This is a genomic window from Marinobacter halotolerans, from assembly GCF_008795985.1.
In the GTDB taxonomy this organism is placed as follows: domain Bacteria; phylum Pseudomonadota; class Gammaproteobacteria; order Pseudomonadales; family Oleiphilaceae; genus Marinobacter; species Marinobacter halotolerans.
This window is the reverse complement of sequence record NZ_VMHP01000001.1, coordinates 1,493,620-1,506,631: the sequence shown is the minus strand read 5'-3', so window position 1 is coordinate 1,506,631 and position 13,012 is coordinate 1,493,620. Positions and strand designations below refer to the sequence as shown.

Sequence of the window (13,012 nt, the reverse complement as noted above, 5' to 3'; positions counted from 1 at the left end):
CCTTTTGGGAGTGTTGGTCCGGGCCCGTTATCGGGCCGGCACGGGTTTTGTCTCGGGCGTTTGCTCGGGAAGCGCCAGGGGGCCGTTCAGCCGGCCTTTCAGTACCGGAAACCGGGCGCACAGCATGTCCACCAGAAACTGGCGCTTGATGGCCTTGTTGGTCAGTCCCGGGCTTTGCCACCACCAGCCTTCTGCTTGCATCCTGCGGGCGGCGGCGATGAAGCGTTCGATGACCTGGTTAAAGTCGTCGTCGGTAAAGCTGTAACTCATGATCAGCCGGCCGGTGCCGGTCCAGCTCAGTTCCAGCCCGGCGTCGCGCAGATAGAACTGAAGCATCCAGTTGTAGCGACTGGGCCGGGTATAAAGCACCGAGAGAATGGAATGGATGTTGGTGATTCGCAGCGGCAGGGCTTCACTTTCCAAACGCTGATTAAACGTGGCCACGCGCCGGTTCCAGAGGCTTTCCGACTGCCGGTACTGTTGCTGGAACTCAGGCTGGCGGGCGCGCTCCAGGAAGGCATTCATGGCACCCATCACATAGGGGTGCGAATTGAAGGTGCCGCGGGCAAAGGACACGTTGACCGGCTGATTGTCCTTGAAGCGTTGCATCAATCGGTGGGTTCCCGCCAGCACGCCGATCGGCAGGCCACCGCCCAGGGTCTTGCCGTAGGTCACCAGGTCCGCCTGAATGCCGAAGAACGCCTGGGCACCGCGCCAGGCCAGCCGGAAGCCGGTAAACACCTCGTCGAAAATCAGCACAATGCCCCGCTCGGTACAGACTTCCCTTACCTGCGCCAGCCAGCGGGTGTAATCCTCTTTGTCGAAACCGTTGTTGCGGTCACTGGCCACCAGCGCGGTATCGGAGGGGGCATCGCTATTGGGATGGAAGGCCTGCAGCGGATTGATCAGCACGCAGGCGATGTCCTTGCGGGTGCGCAGTATGTGCAGGGTGTGTTCGCTTTGATCGGCCAGGGTGTAGACATCCCGGGCCTTGCGGGTGTTGCCGATACCCGGCTGCACGCCGTCCCACCAGCCATGATAGGCGCCGCAGAAACGAACCAGATGGGTTTTGCCGGTGTGGTAGCGGGCCAATCGCACCGCCTGCATCACCGCCTCGGTGCCGGACATGTGGAAAGACACCTCGTCCAGCCCGGACACTTCGCGGATGATGTTCACGTTCTCGGTAATCAGCGGATGGTAGGCGCCCAGTACCGGGCCCAGGGCGTGGGTTCTGGCGATACCCTCGTCCATGCACTGCTTGTAGAAGTCGTAGCCAAAGACATTGACGCCGTAGGAGCCGGACAGGTCATAGCGCCAGTTGCCGTCCAGATCCCGCACCTGCGAGCCCCGGCTTTCCTCGGCCATGGAGCCCAGGCGAAAACACTCCGGCAACTGGTCAGTGAACGGAAAAGGCACCCGGTAACGGCTGGTAAAGCGGATATCGGAAACGCTTTCTTTCAGGCTGCGGCAGTGGGCGAGGGTTTTTGCGCATTGTTGTTCGGCCCGACTCTGCAATGCCAGCAGCCCCTGGCGACGCTGCTGCTGTATTTCCGTTGGCGCGCCGTCACTGGCAAAAAAACCGTGCTCATCGTAGCTGAAAAACGGCACCAGACGTGCCACCCGCCGGGACCAGTTGCTGTGTCCGCGTAACGAGGGATGTTTCGCCCGAGACAGCTGCAGCCTGACTACAAGGCGGTAAATAAAGTAGAGGCCGGCGGCTGTTGCGAAAGCGTAGACAATAAAGGCAGACGTCATAGAACCTGTTCCTGCTGGTTTTATTGAAACCTAGCAATAGCAGGTGAAGCCTTTGTGTCAGTTTTCGGACAGTTGCATGACAGGCAAAAGGGCGCCACCGAATAAAGTGTTGATGGAAATCATTTTCTTCCATCAATTTTGCTGAAAAACTGTCATCTGTTCGCAGATCTCGCGAAATTCCCTGGCCGTCTCTGGTAAGATTGCCGCGCCTTCGGCACCACCCCTCCGCACTGAACAACTGAAGTGAAAAAAGCTATGCCTTCCACCGTCACTGGTAGTTTTGCCGCCAACTTCCTGGGCAACGCGCCTGCCTGGTACAAACAGGCCATTGTATTGTTTCTGATTGCCAACCCGTTGATTGTCTGGACCCTGGGGCCGGGCGTGGCAGGCTGGGTACTGGTGGCGGAATTCATCTTCACTCTGGCCATGGCGCTGAAATGCTACCCGCTGCTGCCCGGAGGGCTGCTGGCGATTGAAGCAATACTGATAGGCATGACCACTCCCGAGACGGTCTACGAGGAGCTGCTAAAGAATTTCCCGGTGATCCTGCTGCTGATGTTCATGGTGGCAGGTATCTACTTCATGAAAGACCTGCTTCTGGTGACCTTTACCCAGATTCTGGTGGGCGTACGGTCGAAATCAGCCCTTTCATTGCTGTTCTGCATTGCAGCAGCCCTGCTGTCGGCGTTTCTGGACGCGCTGACCGTCACCGCCGTAATCATCAGCGTGGCGGTTGGCTTTTATTCGGTCTATCACAAGGTGGCCTCGGGCAGGGGCTACCACCACAAGAACCACAATACGGCCAGCGATGAGCTGGTAGTCGAACTGCATCGTGAGGACCTCGACCGGTTCCGGGCGTTTCTGCGTAGCTTGCTGATGCATGGAGCGATCGGCACGGCGCTGGGAGGGGTTGCCACCATGGTCGGTGAGCCCCAGAACCTGCTGATTGCCAAGGTGGCAGGCTGGGATTTTGCCGAGTTTGTAAGGCAGATGGCACCGGTGAGTTTCCCGGTACTGGGTGCGGGGCTGCTGACATGCTGGGCCCTGGAAAAACTGCGCTGGTTCGGTTATGGCGCACGTTTGCCAAAGCCAGTTCGTCAGGTGCTGGTGGAGTTTGCCGATAATGAGCGCGCCCGTCGTACCAAAGCGGATCAGGCCGCCCTATGGGTTCAGGCGATCGCGGCGTTTATTCTGGTGGTTGGCCTGGCGTTCCACCTGGCCGAGGTGGGACTGATTGGCCTGATGGTGATCATTCTGATCACCTCTTTCACCGGCGTGACGGACGAGCACCAGATCGGCAAGGCGTTCCAGGAGTCCCTGCCGTTTACCTCATTGCTGGTTGTGTTCTTTGCCATTGTTGCGGTTATACACGACCAGCATCTGTTCAAACCGGTGATTGATTTCGTTCTGAGCCTGCCGAAGGACCAGCAGCCGGGCTGGTTCTTTGCCGCCAACGGCTTTCTGTCTATGATCAGCGACAACGTATTCGTGGCGACGGTCTATATCAGCGAAGTGCGGCAGGCGCTGGATGATGGCAGCATCAGCTATGCGCATTTCCAGGAGCTTGCGGTGGCGATCAATACCGGCACAAATCTGCCCAGTGTGGCCACCCCCAACGGCCAGGCGGCGTTTCTGTTTCTGCTGACCTCCGCGATTGCGCCGCTGGTGCGGCTGTCCTACGGCCGCATGGTGGTGATGGCGTTGCCCTATACTATTGTGATGAGCTCGGTAGGCCTGTTCTGTGTCATCAATTTTGTCTAGCCTCGGTCGTACAAAACGGACCCTGTCTGTTACGTTTTATTCGTGAGGTGCAGACTTATGACCAGAGCATCACTGGTAGTGCTTTTTCTTGCCGCCGGCGTGCTGTTTCCGGCTCTGTTGTCCGCGGCTGACTCCGTAGACAAGCGACCGGTGCTGCAAACCGGTTTCGTCGAATTCCCGCCGTTCAAATATGTGGATGAAGCAGGCAAAGCGTCTGGTCCGTGGATCGAGATGACCGATAAGGTCGCCGCCGAGGCCGGTTACCGTGTGGAGTGGGTGCATCTGCCGATTGCGCGGGTCTATCTGTACCTTCAGAACGGAACAATCGATCTATGGCCCGGCGTGGCCGGTATTCCGGCGCTTCAGGGCAGTGTCTTCGAAAGTACCGTCACCCCCATGGAAGTGGTTCTCTACGCCTTTCACCGTAGCAGCGCCGAGCCACCGGACAGCCTTGAATTCCTGGTGGGTCAGCCGTTGATTCTGATTAACGGATTCAGTTATCTGGGGGCACTTGAGAAACTGCCCCTGGAAGATAACGATTTATCCTATTCGCCCGGCCATGAGTCGGCTCTGCGGATGCTGGAGCTGGGCCGGGGGCGCTACGTGCTGGACTACGACGAGCCGGTTAAAGCGGTGCGGAGCGAGTTTCCGGCGCTTGATCTTACCGGCACGCCCATATTCGAGGCCCGGGGCGCGTTCATTGTGTCCCGGGCTCTTCCTGATGCAAAAGCCGTTATCAAGAAGTTTGATGAGGCATACCGCCGCCTGGTGGAAACTGGCGAACTGGAGCCGCTGCAGTAAATCAGCGACTATCCGATTCTGTTGGTCACCAGCGGTAGCTGAGCGTCCCGGTAATGCTGCGTTCTTCACCGTAGTAGCAATAGAACTCACAGCTGGCGACGTATTCGCGGTCAGCCACGTTGTTCACATTCAGCTGCGCTCTCCAGTTATCGGCAAAGGCGTAACTGGCCATCAGGTCAACCAGGGTATAGGACGGAACCGCTGCGCCGGTAAAGCTGTCATCCGTTCCTCCCACATAGCGGGCACCACCGCCTAATTTCAGGCCCGGCGCCAGGGCCTGGAAGGTGTAATCAAGCCAGGCAGAAGCCGAGTGGCGGGGAATCAGGTCTGCCGGTGCTTCGGGCTGGTTATCGGTGGTATTGTCGCTTGTGGCATCGTTGTAGGTGTAAGCGGCCGTCAGCTCCAGTTGATCTGTCAGGTAAACCACGCTTTCAATTTCAAAGCCCTGGGTCTCCCGTTCGCCCTCCTGAACCTGGAATCCGGATGGGTTGTTCACCAGAGAGTTCTCTTCCTTGATGTTGTAGATGGCCGCCGTGACATAGCCATCAAGATCGTCAGGCGCATACTTGACCCCGAATTCCAGTTGCTCACCCGAGCGCGGCTCGTACAGATTGCCATTGCTGTCGGTGCCGGCAATTGGCTCGAATGATTCGGTCCAGGAAAGGTAGGGCGATAGTCCGTTGTCCGCCAGGTACATCACGCCACCGGACAGGCTGACTTCCTCCGCATCCGCTTTCTCGCGGCTATCGGCACTCAGATTCCGGTTAACCACATCGGCCTGGTCGTAACGCGCCCCGGCGAGGAATACCCAGTGGTTATCCAGTCGAAGTTGGTTCTGAATATACAGCCCCGTTTGTTCTTTGCGGGTATTGACCAGGGTCAGATCTGCTGGGGCCACGGGTGTGAAATTGCCGTAGGACGGGTCGAAGATATCGATGGTGGAGAACGCAAAGTTGTCCAGCTCTTTGCCCCGGGTTTCCAGATCCTGGTAGTCAACGCCGATCAGGAGGGTGTTCTCGGTACGATCGGTGAACCATTTGCCGACCAGGCGGTTGTCCAGGGTCCAGCTCTCAAGATTACCGTCCCGGTAGACAATGCCCCGGGTCCCCTCGCGTGGGCCACTCTGGAAAGACATGTAGATACTGCGCAACAACAGGTCGAGCTCGCTGTAGCGGGCGTCCTGCTGGAACTCCCAGGTATTGTTGATCTGATGGGACAGGCTGTAACCGAGGGCAGACTGGGTGCGCTCGTTGGTGTCGTAGCCGGGCTCACCGTAAAAGGTGGAAGGCTCCACTTTGCCAAAAGGCGTGTCCTGAATTGTGCCGTAAGCCAGTTTGAAGCCGTTATAGGGCACGGCGTCGTCTTTCTGAAAGCTGGCCAGCAGCGTCAGCGATGTATCGTCCGAAATGTCCCAGCGAAGGCTGGGTGCAACGTAGTAACGCTCGTTCTCGGTGTAATCAATATCACCTTCGCCATCGCGGTAGAGGCCGACAAGGCGGTAGCTGACATCACTGCTGTCACCTACGGGGCCGGAGGTGTCTAACCCGAGCTGTCGGTGGGCATTGGTTCCGGCCTGAATCTGGATCTCGCCCCGGGCTTCATCGGTGGGGCGTTTACTGATGGCGTTGATCACCCCGCCCGGAGGCGCTTCGCCATAGAGGATTGATGCCGGGCCTTTCAGCAACTCCACCCGGTCGAGGCCATAGGTTTCCGGAAGCCACTGATAGAAGCCCTGTCGGTAGATGCGAAGGCCGTCCTGGTAGGTGGACTGGTCAAAACCGCGAATCTTGATCCAGTCGGTGTCGTTGTCCGGCCCATAAAAGCCGGATGTTACACCGGCACGGTAACGAAAGGTTTCATCCAGGGACTGTACGTTCCGCTCCGATAGCTCTTCTTCATCCACCACCGAGGCCGGGCGTGGCGTTTCTACCAGTGGCGTTTCCACCTTCAACGCAGTGGCTGAGACCACCAGTGCGTCCAGATTGGTGGTTTCCTGAGCCAGGGAAGGATAGGAAAAGGCGATCAGACTGCTGCCGAGCGCCAGACGGACAGCTCTGGTCACGGGAGAAGGCACGAAATCTTTAGACATGGGAGACAACCTGCAGTTTGCAAAGGGAGAGACGGCTACAAAATCTAGCGGAATATTAGCCCTTAACAAATCGTAATGCAAATGACTCGCATTACGTTAACGATGTTCCCGGGTCAGGGTGACGTCTCCATACCATGCCCTGGCACTTGCGCCGGTATTGTCGGAATCCGACATAATGGCCACGCCCACAATGGCCGGTGGCTCGGCTCCAAAGGCACGGCGGTAATCGGCCACAATATCCCGCTCGGCAGACAGCCACTGGCCCGCTTTGTCGTTGCCGGATTCCACCGCAATCATCATGGTGGTGTCGGTGAAGGGATTGGCCACCAGGGTGCCTTTATCCAACTGGTTGGCCCAGATGTAGTTCAGGGCGTTGCCCGGCAGCTCCTGACCGAAAACCAGGGCCGCGGCCTGGCGTTTTGCCCGCTCAAAAAAACCGGCTTTGTCCGGTTCAAACTCGAAGGCTACGTAAATGCGGGCCGGGTAATCATCACCGGACTTGCGCCGCGCGTTACCGTTTTCGTACACCGATGAAATCTTCCAGCGCCAACGCAACATCAGTTTCTCCCCGGGTTCCACCCGAATGCGCGCAATCAGGCCCGAGGCACTGTTGTCTGTTGACGCCATGACCGCCTGCTGGCCGTTCTCCGTCACCAGGGTGTATCGGGTAAGGCGGTCGATATTGGGGAATTTCAGTTCCTCCCACTCTGGCGCCAGGGAGGTGGCGGTAGAGAAGGGCTTTAGAAGCGACTCCTTTTCGTTCTGGGGGAAAGCCAGGGTGGAATAGACGGCGGCAAGCAGCAGGACCAGACATGCCGCAAGCCCGGTTTTGCTTAAACGATGGTTGATCATATCGGTGCCCTGTGTCGATGTTCACTGGGGGATGATCAGAACAGGTTAGCGGGCATTGAAAAAAATTACCCGCCTGGATGGAATAAGGTGTTTACCCAGCCGTCTTCCTGATGAAAGCCACCCATAAAGGGTAAAACAGGAGGACGTAATCATGAAAAAGCATGTACTGACACTCGCAATCTGTTCCATCCTCTCCGCTGGTGCGTTTGCCGCTGAAGGTTCGGCCAATGCAAGCGCAGAAGCCGAAGCCAACATGAACGCCCAGGCAAGCACCCAGAATGGTGTTTCCGCCAGCGGCAACGGTTCTGCCAACGCGCAGGCCGGCGGCAACGGCGAAGCGGTCCGGGACGAAGCCCGGGAGCAGGGCCAGGCGATCAGCGCTGAGGCCCGTCAGAACGCCAGTAAAGCGGTCAGGGCCGGGGTCGAAACTGGCCAGAAAGTCCGTGGCGCTGCGTCGGCTTCGGCCGAGGCAGCTTCGGACACGGCCGCCGAGAAGCGCGAACAGGCACAGGAGCGGATGAACGAGTCACGCAATGCCGAAATTCGCGCTGAAACCAATCAGCAGATCGGCACGTCTGTTTCTGCCAGTGTCAGAAGTGAAGTTCAGAACAGCGTCAAAGGTGCAGTGAAAGGCTCCGCCAGTGGCGGCCTGTTGTAAAATTTCTTCCTTCACGTCGGCCGGGCCTCAGTGCCCGGCTTTCTTTTTGGCAGCCCAAAGGAGCAGAGCACTATGCAACCGATACAACGCATTCTCACCCTGCCCGCTGTCCTGAGCCTTGCGATGGCCCCGTTGCTTGTGTACGCCCAGCAGGCAGAGGATAAGGCACGTCTCAATGGGTATGTTGAGGGCGGTTTTGAACACGACAGCAACGTGACCGTGGATGAACTGAATACCGCCTCTGACCAGAGCGATGGCGCCTGGATATTCGATGCCGGTCTGGACGGGATCCTGAAACCCGTTGAACCCGTGACCGTTACGCTTGGCTATTCGCTGTCCGGCAGACGCTACCAGAATCTTGATCAGTTCGATCAGAATATCCATCTGCTGTCGGCGGATATCAGCTATGACTTTGATCCGGTCACCATCGGAACCAGCTACTACTATTCAAAAGCGACGCTTGGGCCCAATGGCTCGGATCCGTTTCTCGATTTCCGCCGTGCCAGTGTCTATCTCGGCAGCATGGTCGGCCAGGACGTCTACCTTCGGGCCAGCCTGCAGGGCAAACGCAAGGATTTCGAGGAAAGCAACGCCCGGGATTCCGATATCCGCGGGGTAAGTCTGGATTCGTTTTTCTTTTTCAACCAGGCCCAAAGCCATGTACTGCTTGGCCTGGATGGCAGTCGTGAAGACGCGAAGTCAGAGGCTTTCGATAATGACCTGCTGCGCGTCCGCACGGCGCTGGTGCACAAGTTTTCGCTGGGCGGTGAAGACAACCGGCTCCGGTTCGGCTGGCGTTATGAGAAGCGCCGGTACGATGAGGTGACCGTTTCCGGCTCTTCGCCGCAGTTCAACAATCCCCTGGCCGGTGGCCTGACCGAGCGAACCACCAGTGAGCGGGTCGATAACGCCCATATTCTGGAGGCAAGCTGGCGGATTGGTCTGAGCGAGGTATTCAGCCTGGAGCCCAGCGTGTCCTGGGGCCACTACTCCTCCAATGAGGCGTCGGCGGACTACCAGAAGACCGTGGCGGGGGTGACGCTCAAGGCGGGATTCTGAGGGTCTCGCCTACAAGTCGAGAAAACCATGTCCGAAAGCCGGGTCGCGGCCCGGCTCGCCGAGATCACGGGCCTGACGTATCAGGCTGTCGATGGCGGGTTGTTCAGCCAACTCGGCGCGACGGCAGGCAAGGGCGGCGGCTATGACCGGTGATGCCAGGGAAGTGCCATCGTCATTAACCATCTCACCGCCTGGCCGAGCTACCGGAACGGAAACCCCCGGCCCGGCAAACATCACCTGCTTCCCCCTGTTCGCCCACCGATAGAGTTCCCCCGACCCATCCACGGCCGTTATCCCCAGCACGCCATCATAGGCCGCCGGATACAGAGGCGATGCGGCTGGCCCTTGATTGCCCACGGCTGCCACCAGCAGAAAATTCCGGTCCCTGAGCGCTGAGACTGCAGCGGCCAGAAGCCGGTTATCCGGCCCGGTCAGGCTGATATTAATCACCGACACCGGCTGGCTGGCCAGCCAGTTCAGTCCTTCAAGCAGATGGCTGAGTGTAGCGCCGGTAAGTCTGGACTGTTGGCCATAGAAGACCGAAGCATTGTACACCGTCGCCCCTGACAGGCGGGCGGGCCATTGACCATTTCGGCTGCCCACCAACAGGCTGGCAACCGCGGTGCCGTGGGCTTTGGCGTCTGTCAGCTCCCCTTCTGCGACATCCAGAAAACGTTCCTGAACGATCCGTGCTTCCGCAAAAACCGGATGGTCGGTGGCAATGGAGGTATCCACCATGCCGATGCCCAGGGAACCAGTGCAGTGGCTTTGCCACCGGGGACGGACTTCCCTGGCATTTCCGCCTGCATCGCCACTCGCCTGCGGCTTGTAAATGTGGTTGCGATCCAGGCGGTCGGCCAGTTGCGGGAGCGCCGTTTCAAGGGCTTCACGGGAATCCAGGTCCTCTGTTACCCGAAAGCGTGCCAGGGTCATGCCCAGACGGCTTAACTGGCGGCGTTCCAGAACGGTAATGCCCGGCTGATCCAGGCTGTCAATCTCCGCAGCGGTGCCGGTAACCAGCCACTGGGATTGTACGGCGCGAAAGCCGTTTTCCAGCGCGATATCATAGAATGCCTGCTGTCCGTCGCTGGTGCTTATTGGCGCTCTTGCCGGTAATTCTTCAAGCTGCTTCCTGACTTCAGCAGCCTCGGATCTGATCTGTTCCTGCAGGCGTCGGTCCATGGCTCGCTCAACGGCCTGACGGGCCCTTTGTTCCACCTGCTGGATGATGGGCGCTATCGGGCCGCCTGACGCCCCGCCACCAACGAGTGCCAGACCGGGAGTGGAAAGCAGGCACAGGGCAGCCGTGGGGATCAGGCGGGTCTTGAGAAAAGTTTTCATGGTTCCCATCCGGACTTGAGAGTATTTCATAAGGTATAACGGCTGAGCGCGGGATAAATTCCCCCGCTCTCTGGAATAAAACCCGATCCGAGCCGTCTTATCGGTAACACTCAACATAAAAGATGTCTATGCGACAGGAAATCACCGAACTATTACCGAGGCTCAGGCGCTTTGCCTATTCGCTCACCGGGTCCATGGATGAGGCAGACGACCTGCTGCAGAATACCGTGGAACGTCTATTGACCCGCGATATGCCGCAGGACGCCGACCTGACCAAGTGGGCATTCCGAATCTGCCGCAATGTCTGGATAGACGAATGCCGGGCCAAAAAGGTTCGGCGGGAAGCGGCGGAGCAGCCGGAGCTGACGGACGGACAGGTCGTGGACGGCCAGCATCAGACCACCAAAGAGATCGAATGGAACCGGGTGGATGCGGCCATGTCGCGGCTGCCGGAAGACCAGCGCCAGATTATCTCCCTGGTGGCGTTGCAGGGCATGCCCTACAAGATTGTTGCCGAGATTCTCGATGTGCCGAAAGGCACGGTGATGAGCCGGTTGGCCCGCGCCAGAGCCGCGCTGGGTGAGGCCTTGACGCCCGTAACCATGAGGACCGATTCATGAAGATGACAGACGAAACCCTGTCGGCGTTCCTTGATCGTGAATTGACCGACGCGGAAATGGAGGCTGTGAGGCACCAGCTTGCGCAGGACCCGACCCTGGCCGACCGGCTGGCTGAAATGGCCTCGGTGGACGCGCAGTTGCAGGAGCACTATGCCGCCATTGATGATCGGCCCATGCCGGAATCAGTGACGCGGCTGCTGGAACAGGAGCCGGCCCCGGACACCGCTGCGTCACCGGATAATGTGGTGACCTTCCCCTGGTGGCGCACGCTGCGTGGTCATGCCGGGAAGGCAGTAGCGGCTGCGGTTGTTGCCGGTGTGGCGTTGATGCAGTGGTTCGGTATGCCATCCTCCGGCGACCCTTCCTGGCAGACGGTTGCCCAGGCGCTGGATACCCGGCCTAGTGGCGAGATTCACCAGGTCGGTGGCCAGGCAACCCTGACCCCCAGGCTGACCTTCCGGAACCAGGCCGGGGAATGGTGCCGGCAGTTCCGTCTGGTATCGGATGGCGAGGCTTCCGAGCAGATTGCCTGCCTTACTAACGCGAGAAGCTGGGAGCAGGTTGCCCGGGTCAAGGCCGGGCCACTGCCGGAAGCCAGTACCTATCAGACCGCCAGTGGTGGCAGTGTGCTTGATAGCACCCTGGACCGGATGATGGCCGGCCCGCCGATTGGTCCTGAAAAGGAGCGTGAGCTGCTCCAGGGGCAATGGAGAAACTGATGTGGACAACCTGAACCTTCGCCATCTGTTCTATTTCTGGACCATCGCCCGGGAAGGCTCCATCGTGAGGGCCGCCGAGCATCTGGACCTGACGCCCCAGACCCTGAGCGGGCAGCTGGCCACGTTTGAGGCCTCACTGGGCGGGGCGCTGTTTCGCCGGGCCAATCGTTCGCTGCAACTGACGGACTTTGGCCAGACGGTACTGGGCTACGCCGATGAAATGTTCCAGACCGCCCAGGCGCTGTCGGATGTGATTCGTCAGCCGCCGGAAGACCGCCCGCTGCGGCTGGACATCGGCATTGCGGCGTCTGTCCATAAACTGATCGCCTACCACCTGACCGCGCCGGTGCTGACGCTGAAACGGGAAGTGCGCCTGAGCTGCCATACCGGAGATCCGGACGAACTTCTCAAGCGCCTGGCCCAGCGGGAACTGGAGGTGGTGCTGACCGATCGTCAGCCGGGGTCCGACGAGGCGGGCCGCTTCCGCACCTACCGTTTGGGGGCGTCCTCCATGTCGCTGTTCGCAGCGCCGGAACTGGCGGAAACGCTGCGGGAAAGGTTTCCGAGAAGTCTTGATGGCCAGCCTTTTCTGGCAACTTCCCTGAAAGCGCCCTACGTAACGGCACTGATGAACTGGTTCGCGGTCCAGAGCATACAGGTAAAGGTCGTGGCCGAAGTCGACGACAGCGCGCTGATCAAGGTATTCGGCCGGCAGGGCCTGGGGTATTTCGCGGCGCCCACGGCCATCCGGGACGAGGTCTGCCGTCAGTATCAGGTAGAGCACATTGCCCGCATTACCGAGGTGCGGGACACGCTCTATGCGGTTACCCGCTCGGGGAAAACCCACAATACCGCAGTGGCGGAGTTGATCAAGGAGCGCCCGGAGCTGGGCGAAAGGCTCGAGAAAATCGATCAATAAATAGTAAAAAAGTCGATTCTTTTTGTTTATACGGTGCCCGACAATGTTCCTGTGTTAGTTACCCACAACAGGAGATGGGACCATGAAAACCATTCACAAATTCAGGCTAGACAGTGCAGGGCAGCCGACCACCCTGAAGTTGAAACCCGGCTGCCGGGTGGTCCGTTGCGAATATCTGGTACCCGACAAAGCGGTTTTTCTCTGGGTAGAACAGCCGTTGAAGGTGGATCTGCCAGAGCTTGAACGGAAGTTTATGGTGGCATTTTCTGGCGATCCGGTGCCTTCTGCCTACGAGTACGTGGACACCGCCCTGGACCCGTTCGGGCCTGAGGCTTACCACGTCTTTGAGGTAAAAGAGAAAGCTGGCGAGCGTCCGGACCCTGCCGATGTGTCACCGCTTTCCCTTGCAGGCTGAAATCCGCCAAAAGCTCGGCTAGA

General features: G+C 58.9%; 12 protein-coding genes. 8 read left to right on the top strand and 4 right to left on the bottom strand.

Annotated features, from left to right (window positions below; all coding sequences use genetic code 11):
- Positions 1-27: 27 nt before the first annotated feature.
- Positions 28-1,755: an aminotransferase class III-fold pyridoxal phosphate-dependent enzyme gene (locus tag FPL19_RS07075; protein WP_150911757.1), complete on the bottom strand. Its 1,728-nt coding sequence runs from the start codon at positions 1,753-1,755 to the stop codon at positions 28-30.
- Between the two features lie 255 nt (positions 1,756-2,010).
- Between FPL19_RS07075 and nhaB the strand changes: the two genes are divergently transcribed.
- Together nhaB and FPL19_RS07065 are read left to right on the top strand one after the other, a co-directional pair.
- On the top strand, positions 2,011-3,516 hold the full coding sequence (gene nhaB, locus FPL19_RS07070; protein WP_150911756.1) for a sodium/proton antiporter NhaB: 1,506 nt from the start codon (positions 2,011-2,013) through the stop codon (positions 3,514-3,516).
- Positions 3,517-3,573: 57 nt separating this feature from the next.
- On the top strand, positions 3,574-4,317 hold the full coding sequence (locus tag FPL19_RS07065; RefSeq protein WP_150911755.1) for a substrate-binding periplasmic protein: 744 nt from the start codon (positions 3,574-3,576) through the stop codon (positions 4,315-4,317).
- 25 nt (positions 4,318-4,342) lie between these two features.
- Here FPL19_RS07065 and FPL19_RS07060 read toward each other — a convergent pair whose 3' ends face one another.
- Together FPL19_RS07060 and FPL19_RS07055 are read right to left on the bottom strand one after the other, a co-directional pair.
- A complete protein-coding gene (locus tag FPL19_RS07060; protein ID WP_150911754.1) occupies positions 4,343-6,406 on the bottom strand; it encodes a TonB-dependent siderophore receptor in 2,064 nt (687 codons plus the stop codon).
- 96 nt (positions 6,407-6,502) lie between these two features.
- Positions 6,503-7,258 carry a DUF3047 domain-containing protein gene (locus tag FPL19_RS07055; protein WP_150911753.1) on the bottom strand — a complete coding sequence of 252 codons (756 nt, stop codon included), beginning with the start codon at positions 7,256-7,258 and terminating at the stop codon, positions 6,503-6,505.
- Between the two features lie 151 nt (positions 7,259-7,409).
- On the opposite strand from FPL19_RS07055, the gene FPL19_RS07050 reads away from it, so the two are divergent.
- Complete coding sequence (locus FPL19_RS07050) at positions 7,410-7,916, top strand: hypothetical protein (protein WP_150911752.1); 507 nt, start codon at positions 7,410-7,412, stop codon at positions 7,914-7,916.
- 72 nt (positions 7,917-7,988) lie between these two features.
- Entirely contained in the window at positions 7,989-8,975 is a 987-nt protein-coding gene (locus tag FPL19_RS07045) for a surface lipoprotein assembly modifier (RefSeq protein WP_150911751.1), read from the top strand.
- A gap of 9 nt (positions 8,976-8,984) precedes the next feature.
- Here the strand turns inward: FPL19_RS07045 and FPL19_RS07040 are convergent, their stop codons facing one another.
- Positions 8,985-10,316 carry a S8 family serine peptidase gene (locus tag FPL19_RS07040; protein ID WP_191965229.1) on the bottom strand — a complete coding sequence of 444 codons (1,332 nt, stop codon included), beginning with the start codon at positions 10,314-10,316 and terminating at the stop codon, positions 8,985-8,987.
- 128 nt (positions 10,317-10,444) lie between these two features.
- On the opposite strand from FPL19_RS07040, the gene FPL19_RS07035 reads away from it, so the two are divergent.
- From FPL19_RS07035 to FPL19_RS07020, 4 genes are all read left to right on the top strand, one after another.
- The gene (locus FPL19_RS07035) at positions 10,445-10,936 is read left to right on the top strand and encodes an RNA polymerase sigma factor (RefSeq protein ID WP_150911749.1); all 492 of its coding nucleotides are present in this window, start codon (positions 10,445-10,447) and stop codon (positions 10,934-10,936) included.
- Complete coding sequence (locus FPL19_RS07030) at positions 10,933-11,655, top strand: anti-sigma factor family protein (protein WP_150911748.1); 723 nt, start codon at positions 10,933-10,935, stop codon at positions 11,653-11,655. The genes FPL19_RS07035 and FPL19_RS07030 overlap by 4 nt, the downstream gene beginning before the upstream one ends.
- A gap of 1 nt (position 11,656) precedes the next feature.
- Complete coding sequence (locus FPL19_RS07025; RefSeq protein WP_150911747.1) at positions 11,657-12,574, top strand: LysR family transcriptional regulator; 918 nt, start codon at positions 11,657-11,659, stop codon at positions 12,572-12,574.
- 82 nt (positions 12,575-12,656) lie between these two features.
- Positions 12,657-12,989 (top strand): DUF7352 domain-containing protein, encoded by a 333-nt coding sequence (locus FPL19_RS07020; RefSeq protein WP_225314319.1) that lies wholly within the window; start codon positions 12,657-12,659, stop codon positions 12,987-12,989.
- The last annotated feature ends 23 nt before the right edge of the window (positions 12,990-13,012 follow it).

Coding starts and splice junctions, on each gene's coding strand:
- FPL19_RS07075 (WP_150911757.1), bottom strand. CDS start 1,755: ATGACGTCTGCCTTTATTGTCTACGCTTTCGCAACAGCCGCCGGCCTC.
- nhaB (WP_150911756.1), top strand. CDS start 2,011: ATGCCTTCCACCGTCACTGGTAGTTTTGCCGCCAACTTCCTGGGCAAC.
- FPL19_RS07065 (WP_150911755.1), top strand. CDS start 3,574: ATGACCAGAGCATCACTGGTAGTGCTTTTTCTTGCCGCCGGCGTGCTG.
- FPL19_RS07060 (WP_150911754.1), bottom strand. CDS start 6,406: ATGTCTAAAGATTTCGTGCCTTCTCCCGTGACCAGAGCTGTCCGTCTG.
- FPL19_RS07055 (WP_150911753.1), bottom strand. CDS start 7,258: ATGATCAACCATCGTTTAAGCAAAACCGGGCTTGCGGCATGTCTGGTC.
- FPL19_RS07050 (WP_150911752.1), top strand. CDS start 7,410: ATGAAAAAGCATGTACTGACACTCGCAATCTGTTCCATCCTCTCCGCT.
- FPL19_RS07045 (WP_150911751.1), top strand. CDS start 7,989: ATGCAACCGATACAACGCATTCTCACCCTGCCCGCTGTCCTGAGCCTT.
- FPL19_RS07040 (WP_191965229.1), bottom strand. CDS start 10,316: ATGAAAACTTTTCTCAAGACCCGCCTGATCCCCACGGCTGCCCTGTGC.
- FPL19_RS07035 (WP_150911749.1), top strand. CDS start 10,445: ATGCGACAGGAAATCACCGAACTATTACCGAGGCTCAGGCGCTTTGCC.
- FPL19_RS07030 (WP_150911748.1), top strand. CDS start 10,933: ATGAAGATGACAGACGAAACCCTGTCGGCGTTCCTTGATCGTGAATTG.
- FPL19_RS07020 (WP_225314319.1), top strand. CDS start 12,657: ATGAAAACCATTCACAAATTCAGGCTAGACAGTGCAGGGCAGCCGACC.